This is a genomic window from Pseudomonas wuhanensis, assembly GCF_030687395.1.
In the GTDB taxonomy this organism is placed as follows: Bacteria; Pseudomonadota; Gammaproteobacteria; order Pseudomonadales; family Pseudomonadaceae; genus Aquipseudomonas; species Aquipseudomonas wuhanensis.
In genome coordinates, this window is the sequence record NZ_CP117430.1 from 2,554,235 (window position 1) to 2,574,765 (window position 20,531).

The window sequence follows — 20,531 nt, forward strand, 5'->3', positions numbered from 1 at the left end:
GGAGATGATTGAGCAGAGATAAGTCCCAATGAGGTTGCGCCGATGAGTCAAAAATCACTACCACCCTTGAATTGGCTGAGGGCATTCGAAGTATCGGCGCGGTATTTGAATTTCACCCATGCAGCGCTGGAGCTGCACCTGACTCAAGGTGCAGTAAGTCAGCAGATCCGTCAGTTGGAGGGCCACCTCGGGGTGGCGCTATTCAAGCGCCTGCCCCGAGGGCTTGGCTTGACTGAAGAAGGGCAATCGTACCTACCGGTAGTACAAGACGCGATCAGCCGTCTTGCAGTGGGTACAAACGAGATTTTTGGCCAGCACAATCGAAGGCATGTGAAGGTGCGTGGCAGCCTTTCCTTCCTTCACTATTGGTTGGCCCCGCGGCTCGCGGGTTTTTGTCGAGAGTATCCCCAAATCGACATCCGATATATCAGCAACATTTGGGTGAAGGAACCGGACGGAGAGGATGACCTGGAGATTCGCTGGGGATGCGGTGAGTGGTCGGGATTGCACTCTCAGCGATTAACGTGGGACATCCTCCAGCCCGTTTGCTCACCTGAACTTATGACCCGCTCACCGATACGTGAGCCTCGCGATTTGATGAACCATTCTTTGCTGCATGTATTGGGGTACGAGGAAGGTTGGGGTTACTGGTTGAAGCGGGTTGGAGCAGACGATGTCGATTATTCCCGTGGTCTTCAGTTCGACACACTGATTTCCACAATCCGTATGGCAGAACTGGGTCAGGGCGTTGCCTTGGCCCGGTCTTCCGTAGTGGAAGATTTGCTGAAGAGTGGGCACCTGATTACTCCATTCAGTCACCGAATCGAGGCCAGCGAGTCTTTTTATCTGGTGCGTGAGCAGGCCGAGGTGCTCTCGCCTGATGCCGCGACTTTTTCTACCTGGTTGGTGGCTCAAGCCCACCGCCTTTTGTAATTCTGTTCTGGAGTCATCATGCATTACGTAAGCACACGCGGCGGTGACGTACGGGCGGACTTTCGCAGTGTGGTTCTGTCGGGACTTGCCGAAGATGGCGGTCTCTACGTCCCGGCAAGTTTGCCTGTCTTCACTGAGAAACAGATTGCCAGTTGGTCGTGGCTACCTTTCGATGAGCTGGTCTGGCGGGTGGTCTCACCCTACGTTGGCTCTTCCATGGACGAAAGCACCCTGCGTGCTTTGCTGAGCGACAGCTATCGAAACTTTAACCACCGCGCTATTACACCGCTTGAGCAGATTGGCCATAACGAGTGGATACTCCAGCTGTTTCATGGCCCAACCCATTCGTCCAAAGATTTCGCTGCGCAACTGCAATCGCGTTTGGTGGAGCATTTTTTGGGGGAGGTCGGTGGAGAGGCGCTGATCGTCGGTGCGACCAATGGCGATACTGGGCTGGCAGCGCTTGAGGCGTTTTCTAACTGCCCGGGCACTCGCATGGCGATATTGTATCCGCGCAATGGGGTAGCGGCTGAGCAACTCTCTGCCCTGCAGGCGGCAGACCCTGAGCGGGTTCAGCTTTTTCCAGTAGACGGTAATTTCGACGACTGCCAGACGTTGGTCTCTCGACTCTTGCGCAACTGGCCGTTAGACGGGGTAATACCCATCAGTTTCAACTCCACCAACTGGGTCGGCGTCCTCGCACAGATCGTTCTTTATTTCCACGCTGCCTTGCAGCTGGGTGGCGGGACACGTCCTGTAGGCTTCAGCGTTCCAGCAGCCAGCTCTGCTGAGATCTGCGCCGGCTACATGGCTCAGAAAATGGGATTACCCATCAATCAGGTGATCATTTCTACTAACAGCAATGATGCACTTCACCAGTTTATTCATCGCAATCGCTACTCGACCCGAGTAAGTAACCGAACGTTGTCTCCTGCGATGGATTTCTCCCTGTTCTCCAACCTGGAGCGGTTCGTTTGGGAGCTGTATGGGCACGATGGGAGTTCAGTAAAGGCGCTAATGGAGCACTTTGAAGGCTGCGGCGAGTTAAGCATTGGCAACGAGCAATGGCTCCGGGCCCGAGTTCTGTGCGATTCCTATGCAGTAGACGAATCACAGGTTCGCGACGAAGTCATCAAGTTGTTCCGTGAGACCGGGTCTGCAATCGATCCACATACCGCTGTGGGCGTTCTGGCTGGCCGAATACATCGACGCAGTCTGGGGGCTCCGATGGTGACCTTTGGGCAAATTGCTCCGGCCAGGTCTGCGGCCCTATTGTCCGAGTTAGGTGTCTGGCAGACAGAGGTACCAACGACTCCTGACATTTTTGCTCAGCCACCGTACTTGGGCAAAGGCGATCTGGACGGTCTGTGCCAGGCTCTCTTGTCGGCGCAGCAGAGGCACGTATGAAGCGCATTCTGGATCCGCTGGACGAGCGCATACTTGCCGAACTCACAGCGAATGCCCGAATCGCCCATGTTGAACTGGGCGCCAAGGTCAACTTGTCGCGCAATGCTGTGCGGCAGCGCATTGAGCGTCTTGAGCGAGACGGCGCCATCCAGGGTTATACGGTACGTCTCGGTGATTCCCGACGACCTTCATCGCTGATCAGTGCGGTGATCTTTGTCTATCGCTACGACCGCATGCGTGGAGAGGAGGTACTTGCTGTGCTGCGCTCCATCCCCGAGGTGGTTCAGTGTGAAGTATTGAGCGGTGAATTCGATTTGATGCTTCGAGTCAATGCTGCCTCTCCTGAACGTGTTCACCTTGTCTGGAAGGAAATCTCTGCGATGCCCGGGGTGGAAAACACCGTCACTTCCTTCGTCCTTTCTGCAGTGTTTTAAGCAAAAAAAACAGAGGCGTTTTCCGTCCCTGTACCCACTTCCTTCGCCTTACGCAGTCACCTGGACGAAAAGCGGACAAGCCGTTTATGGGCTTTCTGGACGTCTTTCTGTACGGGCAAAACGGCCAACAAATACAGCACTCTGCCATATTCAACTGCCAGAGCTCGACTCTTACGATCTTTCTGTCGAACAACGTCTAAGAGGACTGCTTTCATGACTGAATACAAAATTGCCCTGGTGGGTTTTGGTGGCGTCAACCGTGGCCTGGCTCAACTGGTTGCAGATCGTAATGCCGAGTGGAAAGCCTCTCTGGGTTTTGGTATCAAAATCGTTGGTGTGACTGATCTTTTTCTCGGTTCCATCGTTGCTGAAGAGGGTCTGGATGCAAAGCAGTTGGTCGCTCTGCCTATCGAGAAGGGGGCACTCGCTCAAATGTCTGGAGGCACCGCTGAGGCGTTGAACGAAGCTGTCATTAAGCATTCTGGTGCGGACATGATTGCTGAAGCCACCTTCACCAACCCGGTCGATGGTGAGCCCGCTACTACGTTCTGCCGCTGGGCACTGGAAAGCGGCATCCATGTTGTGACCACCAACAAGGGGCCAATTGCTCTGCACGGTGCTGAGCTTAAGGATTTGGCCCGTCGCAAGGGTGTTGCCTTCGAGTACGAAGGTTCGGTCATGAGCGGTACGCCCGTGATTCGCCTGGCACGACAGGCTCTGGCAGGCGTGGAGGTTCAAGGCTTTGAAGGCATCCTGAACGGGACTTCCAATTACGTGCTGACTCGCATGAAGGACGGCCTGGCTTTTAACGACGCCGTCGCTCAGGCTCAACAGCTCGGCTATGCCGAGGCCGACCCAACTGCCGATGTGGAGGGGTTTGACGTCCGCCTCAAGGTGGTGATTCTCGCCAATGAACTGCTCAACGCTCGATTGAGCGTCAGCGATGTGGCTTGTTCGGGGATTAGCCGCATCAGTCCAGAAGACATCGCTCAGGCAAGTGCCAACGGTGCAAGTTGGAAGCTGATCGGTTCTGCAAATCGCGAAGTTGATGGCTCGGTTCGAGCGAGTGTGGAAGCTCGACTGCTGCCGAATTCGCATCCTCTTGCCGGAATTTCCGGTGCCACGAACGCGGTATCGTTCAAAACTACACTGCTGGGTGCCGTCACTGTATCCGGCCCTGGAGCAGGTCGTATCGAGACGGCCTTTGCGTTGCTGTCAGACATCATCGCCATCCATACCACCCACGGCAAGTAATAGGAGAGTCGTCATGAGCGTATCCAGCATGGCCAGCATCCAGCTTGTTGATGCCAAACAGATTGATGTGTTCAGTCCATTCGATGGTCGCCTGGTGGGGAGCGTACCGTGCCTTGATGCAACCGCTGTTCCTGGCTTGCTGGAGCGTGCGCGAATTGGCGTGCGTGAGAGTGCCGCAGCGCCTCGCCACCTTCGAGCACGGATCCTTGAGGAAACGGCTCGGCGTGTAGAGCTTGAGGCTGAAGCGTTTGCCAAACTCATTGTTGCAGAGGCGGGAAAGACGCTGCGGCAAGCAGAGAAGGAAGTGAAGCGTTGTGTGAACACGCTGAAGCTATCGGCGGAAGAAGCTCGTCGTAACGCCGGAGAAGTGATTCCATTTGAGGCATATGAAGGCTCCGAATCTCGCCAGGGCTGGTTCACTCGTGAACCGTTGGGGCTTATCGTCGCGATAACCCCATACAACGATCCGCTGAACTTGGTCGCCCATAAATTGGGCCCGGCCATCGCCGGTGGCAATGCTGTGATTCTGAAACCCTCAGAGCTCGCACCGTTGTCGGCTCTCAAGCTGGTTGAGTGCCTGGTGGCCGCGGGCCTGCCTCCGTCCGTGGTAACCCTGGCGACCGGAAGCGTCGATCTGGGTAAAGCATTGGTGGAACTGCGCGAAGTGCGGATGATTTCCTTCACGGGTGGTTTTGCAACTGGAGAGTCCATTGCTCGTAGTGCAGGCTTGAAGAAGCTGGCCATGGATCTGGGGGGGAATGCCCCGGTTCTCGTGCTCGAAGACTGTGATCTTGAACCGACTGTAGAATCTTGTGTATCCGGTGCTTTCTGGGCTGCAGGGCAGAATTGCATCGGCACACAGCGCATCCTTGTTCATCGTTCAATTTATGAGGACTTCCGTGAGCGTTTTGTCAGCCAAACGCGTGCATTGGTGGTGGGTGATCCGGACCAGCGAGCAACAGATGTAGGCCCGATGATCACGGAACAGGCGGCGCGTCGTACCGAACAATTGGTAAATGATGCGCTGGCCGAGGGTGCCGTTCTTCTGTGTGGGCACCATCGCCAAGCGGGAAGCTATGCGCCAACCGTGCTGGAGCGTGTAAGCCATAACAGTCGGATATGGCAACAGGAAGTCTTCGCGCCGGTGGTCATCCTGGAGCCTTTTGACCACCTGGATGATGCTGTTGCTCTGGCCAACGCTCCAGAATATAGCTTGCATGCGGGACTCTTCACCCGTGATCTTTCCAAAGCCCTGAAATTGGCGCGCCAAATTGAAGCCGGTGGCGTGATGATCAATGATTCTTCCGACTATCGTTTTGATGCCATGCCTTTCGGTGGCTTCAAGTACGGAAGTCTGGGGCGAGAAGGTGTTCGATTTGCCTACGAGGACATGACGCAACCCAAAGTGGTCTGCATCAACGAAATGGGTTGAGCGCTTAAGGCGATGGTGTCCATCTAAATTTGATCTGTACCCCAAAAACCTTTATGCGCTCGGCTATCGGTCCAGCAGAGGTGCCAGCAGCGCACACATGCTGCGCCAGTGCGAACCCTCCCAGTAAACCCGTTGGCAGTTGTCGCAGCGCAGGAAGTGCGAATAGAGGGCGCCAACGCGTGGCGGCACCTGCTGTCGGGCCAGTTCCGGGCTGATCTCGTGCAGCGGCAGGTTGCAATGAAGGCACAGGCTGAATGGCCGTGCGCTACGCGCCAGGTCGAGGCGCTCGTACAATTCGCGCAACTGCAGCGACGGTTTCAGGGCGTGCACGTAACAGCCGTGGCTGATGATCCGCCGCTTGAGCAGTTCGCGGTCGCGGGTTAGCACGATGCGTCCTTGCTGCGCAGCGATTTCGGCGATCTCGCTGTCCTCGAAGCCATTGTCGTAGAGGGTGTCGAAGCCGCTCATGCGCAGCAGGTTGGCCAGCCCGCCAAGGTGCGCATCCGCGACGAAGCGCAGCACCCGTAGAGGTTGCGCACGAACCTTTAGCAGCGGGCTGATGTCCAGCGCTTCGAACTTGGGATACACCGCCAGGCGGTCACTGTCGAAGATCACCCGCTCGAAGCCCACCGATTCGCCGTTGAGCAGCACCAGCTCGACCTCGGTGTGCGGTATCCCGAGCGCCTCGATCATGTGCTTGACCGTTGCCCCTCGCGCGCACTTGCAGGTGAAAGACTGCCGCCGCCGTTCGGCCGGCAGGAAATCGTTGAGCTCCTCGTAGAAGCGGAAGGTTGCACTGGTCATGTTGAACAGTATGGCAGGGCTGCAGGATGAGCGAGTCTAGTCCGGACATCTTCTCCGGCAGACCCCAAATGAACGGTAGGGCGCGCGGATACACCAGAAAACGAGTCCATCACCGAGCTGGTCAGTTCACAATAGGCTGAGCAAGTCAGCTTTTTGGCCGTTAGCGCACTACATGACCGGCAGCTGTCGACCGAGGCCGTGTAAAAACGTAAGCAGTCATTGAGATCTATTTGTTGCCGCTTTATGTTGTTCGTTTTCATGGAGGATTCTGACTGATGGCACGCGTGGGCTTGATACTGGCACCCGGTTTTGCGGACTGGGAATACGCTTTCATTGCAGGAACCGCATCCCCGTTTTACGGGATCGACGTCAGGTTTTTCGCCGCTACTACGGGGCAGTTCCGCTCGCAGGGTGGATTGGCTGTAACTGTGGATAGCAGCTTGCAACAATGCCTGGACTGGAAGCCGGACGTTGTTGTCGTCATCGGTGGAATGATCTGGGAGCATGCAGATGCACCGGATATTCGGGACTTTCTTCAGGCTAGTCGTTCAAGTGGAGCGACAATTGCCGGTATCTGTGGGGGAACGCTGGCACTTGCGAGGGCCGGGCTTCTCGATACGGTTCCTCATACCTCGAACAGCGCTGACTTCATACAACAGAATGCCGTAGGTTATGAAGGCGCCACGCTTTATCGAAGCAGCCAAGTAGCTGTGGTTGCCGACCGCATCATAACGGCTCCAGGCCCTGCACCCGTTAGTTTTACCTGCGCAGTGTTCGAAGCTGCCGGACTCTCTTCAGAGAGCGTTTCGCAGTTCAGGTCATTGTTGGCGGCGGAACACATTTCTGTCAGTCGCGCTGAAGAGTTGTCTGGATCTAATCTAACCACTGAGTCGCCAAGGGGCGGGTCCTGACGAAATGTTTATTTGCAGGACCAGGATTCATCCCTCTATCCAAGAGACTCATACGCCGTAACAAGCGGCTATAACAATGAGCGCGAGAAAACAGGCCAACTGAACGAAAAAGAAGGCAAACCGAACCGCCACGAACGTATTGGTTTGCACATGGGATACGTGAACCAGAGACTGGCACACGCGGGCAATCAGGACGATTACGGACAAGTAGCTCACCGCAGGGTCGTCGATACCAAGGGTTGAAATAACCAACACGATGGCGCCAAAGACAGGCAGATTTTCCACACAGTTCGCGTGTGCTCTTATCCCACGCCGATACCAATCCTCGCCTTCGAGCTGATCGCATCGGAAAGAGGCAATCGGAACATTCGAGAACAAGATTCTGACCCAGCGATACACCCCGACGGTTGCCATCAACAGCAGCAAAGTCCAGGTCGCAAATCCAAGCAACATCCACATCGGTATTGTCATGGCTGCCAGCCTCGATAAATCATTTTCAGCACGTCATCCCACAGCCGCGCGGCCAACGCACGGTCGGCCGCCCCAGTCGATCAATTGCTCATGATTGGTGCCAATGCGGTCTGAATCGTGGACATCTGTGCCGGTGTTGTCATGCGCGTAAGCAGCCGGCCAAAGTGTGGATGCTCCACACCCGAGATTATGTATTGCCAGCGGTAAGCGCTCAGCACAGAGGCTTTGATTTGCGCTGTCTCATCGACACTGAATGATCGTGAAACAGTGCGAATAAAGTAGTCGGCATCGGATGCCGATTGGGCCTGCAGGATTCCATCGACGGCCGCCACCAGCGCAATCAGATCGTTCACTGCCTGGTCGCGCTCGGCTGGCGAGAGTTTCGCGTGCTCCGCCTTCCACTCCAGTTCATCGAGTACGACGTGCCGGCTTTCATCCTTCCAGTGAAATTTGAAAACATCCTTGAACAGTGGGCACAACTCCTCACGCGGGGCGATGCTTTGCACGTAGTGCGCCTGAACAAACAGCTCGATATGACAGGTCAGCGCGAGCACCGACCAAGTGCTGGCCGCAAGCACCGAGCGCGCCACATCGTTGGGATCGGCAACTTGACGATATCCCGCTGGCAATTGCAAACCAATCATCGTCTCCATGCGCCGGAACAACTCCTGGTGCTTGATCTCGTCGTTAGAAAAGCGCACCAGCGCTTCGAGTGCGAGCTGATCGTCAAAGACACGGGCACGACCTTGATCGAGCATTTTGGCACTGATAAAACGCTCGACCAGGCCAAAGATATACGCATAGGTTCGGCCCTGAATCTGACTGAGCAGGCGCGCCTCATCCGCAGCGAGAAAGGTCAGGCGGTCGATCCGCGACAGTCCATCCGGCAAGAATTTGCGCGAGAAGTCAAAACTCCGGTCCTGTAGCAAATCACGATCGATCTGCCATTCCGCTTTCTTCGATGATCTGACAAGTTGAGCATAACGGTCGGCGTTGTCCGAATCTGAGCTGGGCATGGTAGCAACGGTGTTCATATCGATCTCCTGCTTGCCTGGTCGAGTTGGAAATGGAGCAATTACGGTTAACGTCGGAGCCAATGACCAGCGGTGAAGCCTCTGGGGACAGTCTCGATCACTGTGTCCGCGTTGGTGCTAATCTAGGCCTCGCAGTTCAGGCGATGAATGACCAGTGCGCCTGATTACATGCTCCGGACTCCGGAACGGAGGGCTGGCACTTGTTGGATGCGTTTTCTGATGTGTTGCGTGTAATTCGGCTGTCTGGAGGCGTCTTCCTCGAGTCGGAATTCACTGCGCCCTGGTGCATCAAGGGAAGAATCTCTGCGGACGATTGCAAACCGTTCCTGGAGGCACCTCGACATATCATTGCGTCGCATTTTGTCGCCGCGGGGCATATGCAATTACAAGTCGACGGTGGTACTGCCATTGACGTGCGGGCAGGCGAACTCGTTCTGCTTCCTCACAATGACGCCCATTCTTTTGGCAGCGATTTAAGCATTGCACCCATGCCGGCGGGCGAAGTTATCCAGCCGCCAGAAGTCGGCGCTATTTCACGAATCAAGTACGGCGGGGGCGGCGAGGTTACGCAGCTACTGTGCGGATTCCTCGGCTCTGAAACCCCCTTCAGTCCGTTGCTTTCTTCGCTGCCATCCTTATTGAAATTAGACTTGCGCGCGACGGCTTCGGGAGCCTGGATTGAAAGCTCATTCCGTTTCGCTGTCAGTGAGATTGCGGCGGGGCGCCTCGGCTCGACAACGGTCATCGCCAAGCTCTCCGAATTGCTATTCGTCGAAGCCGTCAGCCAGTATGTCGCGAGCCTCCCCGCTGAGCGGCGCGGGTGGCTGGCGGGTTTGCGAGATCCGCATATCGGGCGCGCACTGGCACTGCTCCATGCCCGTCCAACCGAGGGCTGGACGGCAGAAGCCCTGGCGCTTGAAGTGGGCATGTCGCGTTCGGTATTCGCGGAGCGATTCACGGCATTGGTCGGACAGCCACCGATGCAATACCTGACGCTCTGGCGTATGCACGTGGCGGCTCAACAGCTGCGTGAAGGTCGCGGTAATGTGGCGCAAATCGGCTTTGCAGTTGGCTATGAATCCGAAGCCGCGTTCAGTCGCGCATTCAAACGCCAGTTCGGCACATCACCTGGCACTTGGCGCAGACAATCAGCATGAGAAGGTCCGGTGCCGATGGATACTCCCGGACGAAATCTGCCGTGCTAGCAAGTCGGTTGGCATCGGTCGCAAAGGCCCATTCCCGGAGGCTCACGTCATGCAGATTGCCGCCACGTTCCCACCCATCGGCGAAGCGGTTTGGCTTGTCGCAACCTCCTAGTAGCGCAGACACTAATAAAACGACCAGCCCGTTCAGCGTTTTTATATGCATTCGAGATTGTTCATTAGCGATATGCCCGCGAGAGGTCGACTGGCTCACCGGCATGGCCCCGCAAGCCCTCAAACCTGAAATGGCTTTTAGATCTCTGTGCCTACCTCTCATCTCAAAAATCATCGATTTTTTGAAATCACATCACCCATGTATTGATTTAAATCGCGCAGATCTTTAATCCTCCATGAGTACGGCGATAGCTTTACACCATTCTCTCGCAAAGTTTTTGGAATCAAGTCTCCATTTGGACGAAGTATTATCGATGATACAATTACGCCCGGATAATCATTTAATCGTTTTTTGAAAGCGGATGTTGTTAGATTAGGTGTAGGAGGATTGCTTTTATTAGCCAATGGTCCTGTTGCTTTGAGATCTGTTCCGTGGCACATGGCGCATCGCTGTAAATAGAGATTTTTTCCATTAACATTATCTGCGAAGGATAGTGATGTTTGAATTAGCGATAAAATTCCTAGCGAAGCGATGAATAATATTTTCATTGTTTTTATCTTCCTTGATTGGGTCAGTGTCGACTGGACGCGATTTGGTGCGCGGGAAAGATATCAGCCATCGTGTCGGCACACACACACACACACACACACACACACACAGTCCTTTCTGATGCCCATTGAATCAACTCGTTTTTCACGCGCATCCCGGTGACCGCGTCTGGCCGATTTCTGCCTGTCACGAAGAGCAGCAACCGACCCAAAGCGGCCCGTCATGATATTTGAGTCTGGCCGTTAGGTGTGGGGCAGCTCTCGAATCTCCACTGTACCGCCAGCCTCATAAACTGGATTACCAGCAAGCAACTCCTTAGCCCCATCGAGATTGGCTGCACGTACTCGAATGAATCCACTGAGATGAGTATCGCTAGGCTGACTCAATTGACTTTCCGTAGGCGCTCCCCCTGACCAATCGAGCTATCGGCATCGAATTTACCGGTGCTGCGTAGCTGGGTGATATATCGAGCCCACTGGTCTGGGTCATATGCAGCCTCCAAGTTGGAGGCATCCTGATGCATCAACAGTATGTATTCGTTCACTTGTTCCCCTTTGTTCACGTAATGCAGGTGATGCTGCTAAATCAGTGGTTAAGTTGATCAGCCTTGTGTCGAATGATACTAACGCGGAAATGACCGCTTTTGGCCGATTGCATCCAGGGACACGAGTGCTGTCGATCAATATGTCCCGCTTTACTTACAAGTCATTCTGCAATACGGGCTACGCTGTCGCTGCGGATGAATCCTGTCGCGGCCAAGTTCCGGAGCTTTTGCACCAATGTTTCTCGCTCGGCCTTTGAGGTGACCGGATCGACGATTTGATATTGGCGATCGCACCACATCCCAACCTGACGTAGCCAAAAAGCCTGTGCACCCGTTTCAGCGCTCAGCCGCTCCAGCAGGTACGCCACCTGCTGCCAACCCGGCCTCAATTGAAGTATCGCCTGGCGGCGTGCCGTCGACAGTTCATGCCAATCCCGATCTAATTTTTCGCCTGATCCAGGGATCACAGATTTCCAAGGTAGCTTGTTCAGTTGAGTGATTGCGGCGTAAAACACTTTGTCCGACGGGTCGTCAAGCGCCCTCAGCAACTCGGACAATTGGTTGTCGCCAAGCAGGCGTATGGCCGCTTGCCGCACGGAGGAATAGCGAGAGCGCATCGCTTCTGTTAGCCACAGCTTGTCGAGAGCGACTTTAAGTTCGGTTGCCAAGCCAATAATACCGAGCCAATCCTGTTTCCGTGGTGGAAAGCCCTGATTCAATTTCTCCGTCAGGATGGCGCTTGCATCGACGTTATGGCGTACTGCTGCCCAGCGCGCCAAACTACGGATCGAGGCCGATGCATCCAGCAAGGCCTGGCGCAATAATAGCTTCGGATCGTCGACCAACGGCAATAGGGCGCGCAGCACGCAAACACGCACTTTGGCGCCGGGTCGTGATAGGGCTTCAAGTAACAGTGGTGATGCTTGCGCAGCTGGTAAATCTTGACATGCTGATACGGCAGCTAACCGTACGGTCAGCTCGCGATGGGCCAAGGCGTCCCTTAAAAGCACCTCCGGCGCTGAGTCCTTTTCCAGCAATAGCGCAAACAGATAGCGCGCAGCTTTACCTTGTTGCGAAAGGAAATTGGCGTAGACCTCAGCCTTGATCTCGGGTGACTGCAGTACTGTGCGAGCGGCCATGAGCGTGGGACCATGATCGGCTCTTCGGCGCGCAGCCAACGCTATGAGAGGTTCCAGCGCGAACAATAGCGCCTGAGCCTGGGATGGAGTCATATAGTGATTCAGCCCCTCCAACGCCAGATCGCGAATCTGGGGTACCCAGTCGTTCAAACGCTGTATCAAAGCTACTAACGCTTCAGGAGAAGGATTATCGCACAGCCCCCTGACAGCGACTTCTCGAATGAAGCCGTTGTAGTGAGCACTGACCTCTATCCATTTTCCATTGTCCTCAGCATTCCCTAGCAGTTCCAACGCTTCGTTTCGCCGCTGCTCCGCCAATGAGGAGGCCGGCATCTGCTTGTTCTTCAGCCTACCCAGCCATTCCCTTATTAAGTTCACTTTTTAATCCTTTTAATGCTCGTGCGGGCTGTCTTGTTAACACTTTAAGCAATTTCTCAGGTCGACTGCATTCAGTTGGAAAGGATGCTTTCGACCCAAAGCTGGCATGCCGTGTCAAACGTAAAAACCCGTTGGAATGAATTAATCCCCAGATTGCACGCGCTCTATAGCTTCGAAAAGCTGGCCGTCGAAGTACTCGGTTCCATTTCGTTCCTGTTCTGCCATGCGGCGTTTTGCCTCGATGAGCAGGTGTTTGGTCGCGATGTTCTGATTCAAAAAAGTAGCGACCATAAGGTCATTCAAACTCTCTAGAGGTGTGTCCCATGCCTCCCTGCAACGCTGCATTAACCCTGTATGGTCATCCCCATTCCATGGATCTAAAAGATTCGAGACTGTCAGGTTGGAGGTCATGACCCTACCTTTGAGAGAATTGACGGGTTGGTAATTTCTCACGCCCGGGATATATATGAAAAGCGATATTGAAGGACCGCTTTTGGCTGTGTTGCCTGTCGCCAAGGGCAGTAAACGACCCAAAACTGACGGTGAAGCAGAGCCAGCTACTGGTTCGTACTTGGGCGCAAGCGTATTGTTCGATGCGCTTTCCCTCCCTTGGAAATCTTCAAAAAAGGACGACTTACATGGATGTTGAACTGGCACATCAGATTGAGGCCGCAGAAAGCGAGTATTTGCGTTCGCGTGTTCAGAACTTGGCAGGGATAAGTGGAAATCCTTATGGCGCACGTGTTTTTTCCAACGGAGACTTTCCGTGCTTTCAGGTGAACGCATCACCTAGCCCAATGTTCAACCGCATCTACGGCGACAGCGCCCGTGATCCCCAGGCACTTTTGAAGTTGCTCAAAGATTCAGCGGAACATTCGGTCGTAACTCCCCTTATCGGGAAACCTTCCGCGTTGGGACAGTACTCACTTGTGGGCGAAACGCAGCTTGAGCGTTTGAGGGGCTGGACTCACTTGCAGTTCGCGTGTGCCATCGAGAAGGTGGTCTTGAGTCGCCACTCATTCCAAATCGAGGAAGTCACGTCAAAAACTCTTGCTCAGTTCGCAGATGTGCATGCGGGTGGTTTTCATACCAAACCAGAGTACCGATTACTGAATCAAGCATCCTTCGCAGAGCAGACGTCGAGCGGACGTCTGAAAATCTGCGTCCTGAAGGCTGATGGGAAAGTCGTGGCAGGAGCCTCAATGTATTTGGCCAGTAATGGCATTGCCTACCTTGGAACGGCTGCCACCCGAAAGGATGCCCGGGGCCTTGGCTACCATGGAGCACTGATATCTCATCGAATTGAGCAAGCGAAGAAGCATGGCTGCCACTTGATCGCCGCGACCGCGCTGGCCAGCTCCCAAAGTCGCCGAAATCTGCAACGTGCCGGGTTGACGACATCTCATGCCCAGGCACTGTACCGCCTCGCAGATAACTAAGATAAACGGCTGAACACGATCGTCCGTTTTTGGCCGATTTCTGTCTGTCGCGACTGACCGAAATCGACCCGCAGGCAACTGACTTAACCTGGCTCATGGGAGAACTGACGTTGTTGTTTGAGCAGCTGGGTATGCACTGTCAAGATCGGTAGCCAGACCCCAATAGCCCAGTTTCAAAAGGTGCTTTTTTAAGCCGAAGATGTAGTTGCTTTCGGGAATGCGAATTTCTTTGTGGTCACCGTCCCAGTACATTATTTCGACAAATCCTTCAGGGATGAACGCACCTTCAACGGTCCGCTCAAACTCATCGAGATCGGAACGAAATCTCATTCCGTAGTAGCCATCATCCCCCACATATCCGTGATGACTTATTGCGTAGCTGGCCAGTTCCTCAGCCTTAGGCCAATCATTGGAAAAAAGCCAAGACAGAATCTCTGCCTCAGTCATGGGGAACACCTGATTTATGCATCACCGGTGTGCAGAGTTCCACCAGCGTCCCGTCAGGGCATCGAACGTAGGAAATGGTTTGCCCCCAGGGCTTGGTGCTTGGGGCGGACATTTCAGTAGCGCCCGCTTGCAGCGCTCTGGCATGAGCCGCTGGAACGTCCTCAGTCACTAGTCCGACTTCGATGCCTAGCGGTTTGGGGCGCGAGTGTGCCGAAACATGGCCGGTACTGAAGTTCATTGCGGCCAGTTCATTGGCGGCGAATGCCAGTGCAGTTTCTCCTGTTTCGAGTTCGCCATAGGTGGCGGATTCATGGAGGAATCGAATGTTGAGCCCGAAGGCTGATGAAAAGAACTGAAGTGAGGCAGCAACGTCCGGGACGTAGATGATCATGTAGCCAAATTTCATGAGCGAGCATTCCTTGTTGTGCCAATCCAGCACATTGAAGTCGGATGCCTGCTTTCGGCTTTCAGAGCTCACTGGAATTGCGGCCAATGATCCTGAATTTCATACCATGGAGCCTTGGACGCCACCTCGATGTGTTTCTGCTTATCCGAGGTGAATGTAGTGTCCAGGGCGCCCAGCGCTATCGAGATCCAATTGGAGTATTCACCTTGGTTTCTTGACCAGAACAGCGAAGAGCCGCACTGGGCGCAGAACTGGCGCAATACTGATTCAGAGGATCTGTACGACTTGATGCCATCGGCGCCTTGGATGAGGTGCAGATCGCCACGCAATACACTGCCATAGCTGGCGAATGCGGCTCCATGGCTTTTGCGGCATTGGCTGCAATGGCAGTGAGAAAGCGCTTTTGGTCGTGACCGGATTTCGTATTTGACGGCGCCGCAAAGGCAGCTGCCCTGGAAGACGTCAGTCATTTTGGAGCACACCTGAGAACGAAGAGACGGCCATTTAAACCGCGAACAGCTTCGGTGTCGACCGGCAGCATCTGGCCGAAAGCAGCTGTTCGCGACCGACCGCTTCCGACCCCGAACGCTCATCCCTGGCCAACCGATCTGACAGATTGCGCGCGCGCTAAAACTGCTCCAGCGTTTTTTAGTTGAGCTGCGGCAGTTCTCGTACCACGAGTTTACAAACTGTCTTCTTTGTTGATAGATGACTGAAGAAACTCTGCTATCAGCGATGTAATCTGCTGTTGAATCACCCCACGCGAGCGAGCGCTGTCGCCATCCCGGCAAATGATGCCATCGCCGGGTACTTCTTCTTCGAGCATTACTTGCGCACCAGGTTTGCACACCGACATGAAGCTGAAATGGCTTGCGTCGCTGATTTCGACGTAACGGCTTGACGCTGCAGGCAGGCGTTTGGCCAGGTTGGCAGACTCCAACTCAGCGGGAAGCTCGCGCGAGGGAACGCCGGCAGCGATCACCAGTGCGGGTACCGGCAGCGCCGCCAGGCTTGCATCGGTCAGGCCCCGTGAAAGGCCCAAGTCCAATGTAACCACAGCAGTGACGCGTTTATCGCGCAAATCGGCGGCCAACGCGGCCTTTGATTCTGAGGTGCTTGCGGGGTTTATCTTTCCATAGACGGTGCAACTTGCTAACTGCGGGTGGGCTTTGCAGTCATGGGCGAAGCGGTCTGGATCGAAACGCGCACCGGCGATCTCCAGGGCGGTCCATCCGCCGAGTGAATGGCCCACCACTGCAATTCGGTCATTGGCGACCAAGCCGAATTTTTCAGGTTGAGTCGTGACCCTATCAATGGCTCGGCGCAAATCAACGGGCCGCTGCCATAACTGCGCCGCTGCTTGAGGGCTACGGTCATGAGTGGTGGTGCCAGGGTGATTGATTGCGGCGACGATGTAACCCCTTTGAGCCAGAGCACTGGCGAGCCAGATCTGGTTGCTCCAGTTCCCCCTGTATCCGTGGGAGAGCACCAGCAATGGATGCTTGCCAGCAGCTGGCGGCGCGTCACGAACGGCAGAAGCACCGACAAACACCGCATTATCGCCGATCAATTCCGTCGCGGCGGTAGTTGCACTGGGGTACCAGACGACCATCTCCAGTGAGCGGTCATTGTGCGGGTCCGACAGTGTGGAAGATTGGAAGCCGACAGGGTTCTCGTCAGCGAGTGCGATAGTAGTCAGCCAGGTCAACAGCAGGGCGCCGAAAGCTATTTTCAATGTCGTTTCTTCCTTGATTAGACAAGTGCATAGCAACCTGAACCCGCCGTTAGGCGCATCCATCTTCGTACGGAGTCGAAGCTAATGTGGCTGCATATATAAGCACGAACATTAAAGCCCACATTCGAATCGCCGCGCATAATTTTCATCGTTAACTCTGTTCGCGGCCTTTAGTGAGAAGGCTGAACGTCTGCTTTTGGGCCCGAAAGCAGACATTAATTCTGCTCCCCCAAATCCGCAAAACAGGAGCGCGTTATTCCCGGCTCCGTAGCGTAGAATTTCCCAAACGCCAGCCCCCACCCGAGACGGAACCTCAATGCAAACCCCCACCACCCAACACCCCCTCTGGCAAACCTACCTCCTATTCCTCGCTCCCATGGTCCTCTCCAATTTCCTCCAATCCATGTCGGGCACCATCAACAGCATCTACATCGGCCAAATGCTCGGCACCCAGGCTCTCGCGGCGGTATCGGGCATGTTCCCCGTGGTGTTCTTCTTCATCGCCCTGGTCATTGGCCTCGGCGCGGGTGCCGGGGTGTTGATCGGTCAAGCCTGGGGCGCTCGCGAGTTGCATTTGGTGAAGGCGATTGCTGGTTCGACGTTGCTGTTGGGGGCGATGATCGGGTTGGTGGCGGCGGTGTTGGGGAGTGTGTTCGCCCGGCCGGCGTTGCAGGGTTTGGGCACGCCGGCGGATGTGCTGGACGATGCGGTGGCGTATGCGCATGTGATGATGTGGATTTTGCCGTCGCTGTTGGTGTTTGTGTTGTTCACGCAGTTGCTGCGCGGGGTGAGCGATACGGTGTCGCCGTTGTTGGCGCTGGTGGTGTCGACGTGTGTCGGGCTGGCGCTGACGCCGGCGTTGATTCTCGGGTGGTTGGGGTTGCCGCCGATGGGGATTCAGAGTGCGGCGTGGGCGGGGTTGGCGGGTAATTTGTCGGCGATGGGGTGGTTGGCGTGGCGATTAATTAGCAAGGGACATCCGTTGGCGCCGGATCGGGAGATGTTTGCGGCAATGCGCCTGGATATGGAGATCCTCGGCAAGGTGTTGCGCATCGGGCTGCCGACCGGGTTGCAGATGGTGGTGCTGTCGTTATCGGAGCTGGTGATTCTGGCGCTGGTGAACCAGCATGGTTCCCAGGCGACGGCGGCGTATGGGGCGGTGACGCAGATCGTCAATTACGTGCAGTTCCCGGCGCTGTCGATTGCGATCACGGCGTCGATCCTTGGCGCGCAGGCTATCGGGGCCGGACGCATCGAGCGCATGGGGCCGATTTTGCGCACGGGGCTGTTGATCAACGTGTGCCTGACCGGTGGCCTGGTGGTGTTGGGCTACCTGTTGTCGCACTGGTTGCTGGGGTTGTTCCTCACGGATGATTCCACCCGGGCGATGGCCGAACACCTGTTGCACATCATGCTCTGGAGCCTGTTGGTGTTTGGCTTCCAGGCGATTGTCGGCGGCATCATGCGCGCCAGCGGCACGGTGTTGGTGCCGGTGGCGGTTTCGATCGTTTGTGTGGTCGGGGTGCAGTTGCCGGTGGCGTATTTGCTGGATGCGCGCTTTGGGCTGCAAGGTGTCTGGATGGCGTTTCCGGTGGCATATTTGGGCATGCTGATCCTGCAGACGCTGTATTACAAAATGGTCTGGCAGCATCAGAAGATTGAGCGGTTGGTGTAAGGAGGGCTTGGCCTCGATGACATAGTCAACGCTGCCTTTCAAATCCGCGAAAGTCGACCATAATCTGTTGTGCGCACACAGGCCCGTTAGTTTACGTGTCTTGCTGCGAATGGCAGCAGATTACAGTCCAGGGAGTGGCGCGATGCATTTATGGCACGGGGTGGTCACCAAACTGACTAAGGGACGCAAGGCGGCCGTTGTCAAAGATCTGCATAGTAAACAGGAGCAACTGGTCAGCTTCAGCATCAACGCACTCCTTGAGATAGACTTCGACGATGACGCATTGGTTAACGCCAGTGATAGCGCGCCGTGGGCCAATGCGGACGAACAAAAACTCGTTGAAGTCGGAACCGAAGTGTTTCTGACAACATTGGTAGACCACTTTCCTACGCGTGCGGACGAAGTGGTTTCCATGAACTTCCGTTATGCCGTCGAGTTGACCTCGGATGAAACGACTACCACAGTCCCCAGAGGCGGCGTGGTGGTTATTTATCACGACTTTATCGGTGACCGCAGCAGTGGCGATTCCGGTGAGCTCTTCGCCGGGTCAGTCAGTGCTTGGTGCAAGGACAAATTGTTTCGGCCGTGCTTTCTCATAAAAGCCGATACCACCCTTGCCGCAGTGATTGCCTCGCTGGAAAAACTCGCCGCCGAGGATAAAAAGGGCGCCGTTATCGATACCATTCTGATCGTCACCCATGGTGGCCCAGGACGTCTGTACATCGGCAACCCTGACGATCCTAAGGATGCAAACTTTATTGCTGAAGCCGAATCCGGAAAGCTCTATACCAGCGCCCAGTCGTTCGGTGCCAAGCTGCAGAGTCTATTTGGCCCAAGCTTGGCTATCGGTATTTATTCGTGCGATTTCGTCAAGAACGCCGCAGGCTCCCGGTTGGCGATTGAACTCAGAACGTCTTCAGCCGCCAGGGCGGTGTATGCCGCCAAGGGGACTGTTCTGCTTATGCCCAACAAAAACGGCCGGCCGACGGCGCTCTGCACCACCTCTCATGTGGTTTACTCGGGGAACAAAATAGAGGGCTATGCGGACGGTCAGATCCCGATTTTTGATATTTGACCTGGACAAGTTTTAGGAGAGGGCGCGTTGGATTGTCGCCCTTCTGGGTCGATCAACATGAAGAGGCCATTCACTGCAAGGAACAAACCGTTGAGCGCAACCAGCGCCAAGAGTGCGTGCCAGAGTACTCATGGTGTAAACCTCCGTTTGAGTATCAAACGCAGCTCTTGAGCCAGCTCTCGAAGCGCGTCGGCCCGACGATGGGGTGCTCTCCCGGCGTGAGCGAATGGTCATTGATTGGCGCACCGAAGTAGGGGACCGTGTCGTCGGCTTGGGCCTGGCGCGGGTCGTTGGTGTGTTGCAAAAACAGGCGCACGAATTCCACCAGCGGCCAGCGTTCAGGGCCGGCCACTTCCAGGGTCTGATTGCTCGGTGCTCGCACGGCGACCTTCGTCAATGCCATCGCGACATCGACTGCAGCAATCGGTTGCAGCTCGGCGGAGGTCAAACGCACGGTGTCGCCTTCCTGCACGCCGGAGTGCGAAATGGCCCCGATGAATTCGAAGAACTGCGTGGCCCGCAAGATGGTGTAGGGGATGCCCGAGTCTTTGATGAGTTTTTCCTGCGCCATTTTCGCCCGGAAGTAACCGCTGTCGAGCATGCGCTCGGTGCCCACCACCGACAGGGCGACATGGTGTTTGATGCCGGCGGTTTTCTCGGCAGCGAGCAGGTTACGCCCGCTGGTCTCGAAGAACTTGAGCACGGCAGCGTCTTCGAAGGAGGGTGAGTTGGCCACGTCGACCACCACGTCGGCGCCTTGCAAAGCGGTTTGCAAGCCTTCGCCGGTGAGGGCGTTGACGCCGGTGCTCGGTGATGCGGGCAGGGTTTCATGCCCCAGGTCTTGCAGGTTTTTGCAGAGGTGCCTGCCGATCAGCCCGGTGCCGCCAATGACGACGATTTTCATGACGAGTCTCCCGATGCGCGCGCAGAGATTGCGGTGTGTCTGCCTGGGGCTTTTAATCCTGGAACCATTAAAGACCCGGAATGAGCTCAATGGCTGCGGGGGCGAGAACTTGTTCGGGTTGTCCGATAAATGGTGCGATCAGCGGGTGTAAGTCGGTGCCCATCGGGTTATCGAATAAATGCCTCTATAAGCAGAAAAAGATCGGAAAATTACTCCGCTGGCAATGTTATATTGCCGGCCTGT

Annotated in this window: 21 protein-coding genes; 10 read left to right on the forward strand and 11 right to left on the reverse strand. The window is 55.4% G+C overall.

Annotated elements, in window-relative coordinates; translation table 11 throughout:
• Positions 1-42: 42 nt before the first annotated feature.
• The 5 genes from PSH88_RS11885 (at position 43) to PSH88_RS11905 (ending at position 5,460) form a co-directional block, all read left to right on the forward strand.
• The gene (locus PSH88_RS11885) at positions 43-933 is read left to right on the forward strand and encodes a LysR substrate-binding domain-containing protein (protein ID WP_305426355.1); all 891 of its coding nucleotides are present in this window, start codon (positions 43-45) and stop codon (positions 931-933) included.
• Positions 934-951: 18 nt separating this feature from the next.
• Complete coding sequence (gene thrC, locus PSH88_RS11890) at positions 952-2,340, forward strand: threonine synthase (RefSeq protein ID WP_305426356.1); 1,389 nt, start codon at positions 952-954, stop codon at positions 2,338-2,340.
• Entirely contained in the window at positions 2,337-2,774 is a 438-nt protein-coding gene (locus PSH88_RS11895; RefSeq protein WP_305426357.1) for an Lrp/AsnC family transcriptional regulator, read from the forward strand. The genes thrC and PSH88_RS11895 overlap by 4 nt, the downstream gene beginning before the upstream one ends.
• 213 nt (positions 2,775-2,987) lie before the next feature.
• Positions 2,988-4,028 (forward strand): homoserine dehydrogenase, encoded by a 1,041-nt coding sequence (locus tag PSH88_RS11900; RefSeq protein ID WP_305426358.1) that lies wholly within the window; start codon positions 2,988-2,990, stop codon positions 4,026-4,028.
• A 13-nt stretch (positions 4,029-4,041) separates the two neighbouring features.
• Complete coding sequence (locus PSH88_RS11905; protein ID WP_305426359.1) at positions 4,042-5,460, forward strand: aldehyde dehydrogenase family protein; 1,419 nt, start codon at positions 4,042-4,044, stop codon at positions 5,458-5,460.
• A gap of 63 nt (positions 5,461-5,523) precedes the next feature.
• On the opposite strand, the gene PSH88_RS11910 is transcribed toward PSH88_RS11905, so the two are convergent.
• On the reverse strand, positions 5,524-6,264 hold the full coding sequence (locus tag PSH88_RS11910) for a Mut7-C RNAse domain-containing protein (RefSeq protein WP_305426360.1): 741 nt from the start codon (positions 6,262-6,264) through the stop codon (positions 5,524-5,526).
• 275 nt (positions 6,265-6,539) lie between these two features.
• On the opposite strand from PSH88_RS11910, the gene PSH88_RS11915 reads away from it, so the two are divergent.
• A complete protein-coding gene (locus tag PSH88_RS11915) occupies positions 6,540-7,175 on the forward strand; it encodes a DJ-1/PfpI family protein (protein WP_305426361.1) in 636 nt (211 codons plus the stop codon).
• A 48-nt stretch (positions 7,176-7,223) separates the two neighbouring features.
• Here PSH88_RS11915 and PSH88_RS11920 read toward each other — a convergent pair whose 3' ends face one another.
• Together PSH88_RS11920 and PSH88_RS11925 are read right to left on the reverse strand one after the other, a co-directional pair.
• A complete protein-coding gene (locus tag PSH88_RS11920) occupies positions 7,224-7,646 on the reverse strand; it encodes an MAPEG family protein (protein ID WP_305426362.1) in 423 nt (140 codons plus the stop codon).
• 80 nt (positions 7,647-7,726) lie between these two features.
• The gene (locus tag PSH88_RS11925) at positions 7,727-8,680 is read right to left on the reverse strand and encodes a diiron oxygenase (protein ID WP_305426363.1); all 954 of its coding nucleotides are present in this window, start codon (positions 8,678-8,680) and stop codon (positions 7,727-7,729) included.
• 200 nt (positions 8,681-8,880) lie between these two features.
• On the opposite strand from PSH88_RS11925, the gene PSH88_RS11930 reads away from it, so the two are divergent.
• Positions 8,881-9,837 carry an AraC family transcriptional regulator gene (locus PSH88_RS11930; RefSeq protein ID WP_305426364.1) on the forward strand — a complete coding sequence of 319 codons (957 nt, stop codon included), beginning with the start codon at positions 8,881-8,883 and terminating at the stop codon, positions 9,835-9,837.
• A gap of 330 nt (positions 9,838-10,167) precedes the next feature.
• Here the strand turns inward: PSH88_RS11930 and PSH88_RS11935 are convergent, their stop codons facing one another.
• The 3 genes from PSH88_RS11935 to PSH88_RS11945 form a co-directional block, all read right to left on the reverse strand.
• Positions 10,168-10,545 carry a c-type cytochrome gene (locus tag PSH88_RS11935; protein ID WP_305426365.1) on the reverse strand — a complete coding sequence of 126 codons (378 nt, stop codon included), beginning with the start codon at positions 10,543-10,545 and terminating at the stop codon, positions 10,168-10,170.
• Positions 10,546-11,251: 706 nt separating this feature from the next.
• Entirely contained in the window at positions 11,252-12,607 is a 1,356-nt protein-coding gene (locus PSH88_RS11940) for a HEAT repeat domain-containing protein (protein WP_305426366.1), read from the reverse strand.
• 141 nt (positions 12,608-12,748) lie between these two features.
• Positions 12,749-13,018 (reverse strand): hypothetical protein, encoded by a 270-nt coding sequence (locus tag PSH88_RS11945; protein WP_305426367.1) that lies wholly within the window; start codon positions 13,016-13,018, stop codon positions 12,749-12,751.
• A 227-nt stretch (positions 13,019-13,245) separates the two neighbouring features.
• On the opposite strand from PSH88_RS11945, the gene PSH88_RS11950 reads away from it, so the two are divergent.
• A complete protein-coding gene (locus PSH88_RS11950) occupies positions 13,246-14,046 on the forward strand; it encodes a GNAT family N-acetyltransferase (RefSeq protein WP_305426368.1) in 801 nt (266 codons plus the stop codon).
• Between the two features lie 93 nt (positions 14,047-14,139).
• On the opposite strand, the gene PSH88_RS11955 is transcribed toward PSH88_RS11950, so the two are convergent.
• The 4 genes from PSH88_RS11955 to PSH88_RS11970 form a co-directional block, all read right to left on the reverse strand.
• Entirely contained in the window at positions 14,140-14,493 is a 354-nt protein-coding gene (locus PSH88_RS11955; RefSeq protein WP_305426369.1) for a hypothetical protein, read from the reverse strand.
• Complete coding sequence (locus PSH88_RS11960) at positions 14,486-14,899, reverse strand: VOC family protein (protein ID WP_305426370.1); 414 nt, start codon at positions 14,897-14,899, stop codon at positions 14,486-14,488. The genes PSH88_RS11955 and PSH88_RS11960 overlap by 8 nt, the downstream gene beginning before the upstream one ends.
• A 68-nt stretch (positions 14,900-14,967) precedes the next feature.
• Positions 14,968-15,369, reverse strand: a complete 402-nt coding sequence (locus PSH88_RS11965) for a GFA family protein (RefSeq protein ID WP_305426371.1) — start codon at positions 15,367-15,369, stop codon at positions 14,968-14,970.
• 212 nt (positions 15,370-15,581) lie between these two features.
• The gene (locus tag PSH88_RS11970) at positions 15,582-16,634 is read right to left on the reverse strand and encodes an alpha/beta hydrolase family protein (protein ID WP_305426975.1); all 1,053 of its coding nucleotides are present in this window, start codon (positions 16,632-16,634) and stop codon (positions 15,582-15,584) included.
• Positions 16,635-16,950: 316 nt separating this feature from the next.
• Here PSH88_RS11970 and PSH88_RS11975 point away from each other — a divergent pair, with 316 nt between their 5' ends.
• Entirely contained in the window at positions 16,951-18,309 is a 1,359-nt protein-coding gene (locus PSH88_RS11975; protein WP_305426372.1) for an MATE family efflux transporter, read from the forward strand.
• A 142-nt stretch (positions 18,310-18,451) separates the two neighbouring features.
• On the forward strand, positions 18,452-19,384 hold the full coding sequence (locus PSH88_RS11980; protein ID WP_305426373.1) for a hypothetical protein: 933 nt from the start codon (positions 18,452-18,454) through the stop codon (positions 19,382-19,384).
• Between the two features lie 154 nt (positions 19,385-19,538).
• On the opposite strand, the gene PSH88_RS11985 is transcribed toward PSH88_RS11980, so the two are convergent.
• Positions 19,539-20,288, reverse strand: coding sequence for an SDR family oxidoreductase (locus PSH88_RS11985; RefSeq protein ID WP_305426374.1), 750 nt, complete (start codon positions 20,286-20,288; stop codon positions 19,539-19,541).
• Positions 20,289-20,531: the final 243 nt, after the last annotated feature.

Bases quoted from the DNA above. Each gene is read 5' to 3' on its own strand.
- PSH88_RS11885 (WP_305426355.1), top strand. From the start codon at position 43: ATGAGTCAAAAATCACTACCACCCTTGAATTGGCTGAGGGCATTCGAA.
- thrC (WP_305426356.1), top strand. From the start codon at position 952: ATGCATTACGTAAGCACACGCGGCGGTGACGTACGGGCGGACTTTCGC.
- PSH88_RS11895 (WP_305426357.1), top strand. From the start codon at position 2,337: ATGAAGCGCATTCTGGATCCGCTGGACGAGCGCATACTTGCCGAACTC.
- PSH88_RS11900 (WP_305426358.1), top strand. From the start codon at position 2,988: ATGACTGAATACAAAATTGCCCTGGTGGGTTTTGGTGGCGTCAACCGT.
- PSH88_RS11905 (WP_305426359.1), top strand. From the start codon at position 4,042: ATGAGCGTATCCAGCATGGCCAGCATCCAGCTTGTTGATGCCAAACAG.
- PSH88_RS11910 (WP_305426360.1), bottom strand. From the start codon at position 6,264: ATGACCAGTGCAACCTTCCGCTTCTACGAGGAGCTCAACGATTTCCTG.
- PSH88_RS11915 (WP_305426361.1), top strand. From the start codon at position 6,540: ATGGCACGCGTGGGCTTGATACTGGCACCCGGTTTTGCGGACTGGGAA.
- PSH88_RS11920 (WP_305426362.1), bottom strand. From the start codon at position 7,646: ATGACAATACCGATGTGGATGTTGCTTGGATTTGCGACCTGGACTTTG.
- PSH88_RS11925 (WP_305426363.1), bottom strand. From the start codon at position 8,680: ATGAACACCGTTGCTACCATGCCCAGCTCAGATTCGGACAACGCCGAC.
- PSH88_RS11935 (WP_305426365.1), bottom strand. From the start codon at position 10,545: ATGAAAATATTATTCATCGCTTCGCTAGGAATTTTATCGCTAATTCAA.
- PSH88_RS11945 (WP_305426367.1), bottom strand. From the start codon at position 13,018: ATGACCTCCAACCTGACAGTCTCGAATCTTTTAGATCCATGGAATGGG.
- PSH88_RS11950 (WP_305426368.1), top strand. From the start codon at position 13,246: ATGGATGTTGAACTGGCACATCAGATTGAGGCCGCAGAAAGCGAGTAT.
- PSH88_RS11955 (WP_305426369.1), bottom strand. From the start codon at position 14,493: ATGACTGAGGCAGAGATTCTGTCTTGGCTTTTTTCCAATGATTGGCCT.
- PSH88_RS11960 (WP_305426370.1), bottom strand. From the start codon at position 14,899: ATGAAATTTGGCTACATGATCATCTACGTCCCGGACGTTGCTGCCTCA.
- PSH88_RS11965 (WP_305426371.1), bottom strand. From the start codon at position 15,369: ATGACTGACGTCTTCCAGGGCAGCTGCCTTTGCGGCGCCGTCAAATAC.
- PSH88_RS11975 (WP_305426372.1), top strand. From the start codon at position 16,951: ATGCAAACCCCCACCACCCAACACCCCCTCTGGCAAACCTACCTCCTA.
- PSH88_RS11980 (WP_305426373.1), top strand. From the start codon at position 18,452: ATGCATTTATGGCACGGGGTGGTCACCAAACTGACTAAGGGACGCAAG.
- PSH88_RS11985 (WP_305426374.1), bottom strand. From the start codon at position 20,288: ATGAAAATCGTCGTCATTGGCGGCACCGGGCTGATCGGCAGGCACCTC.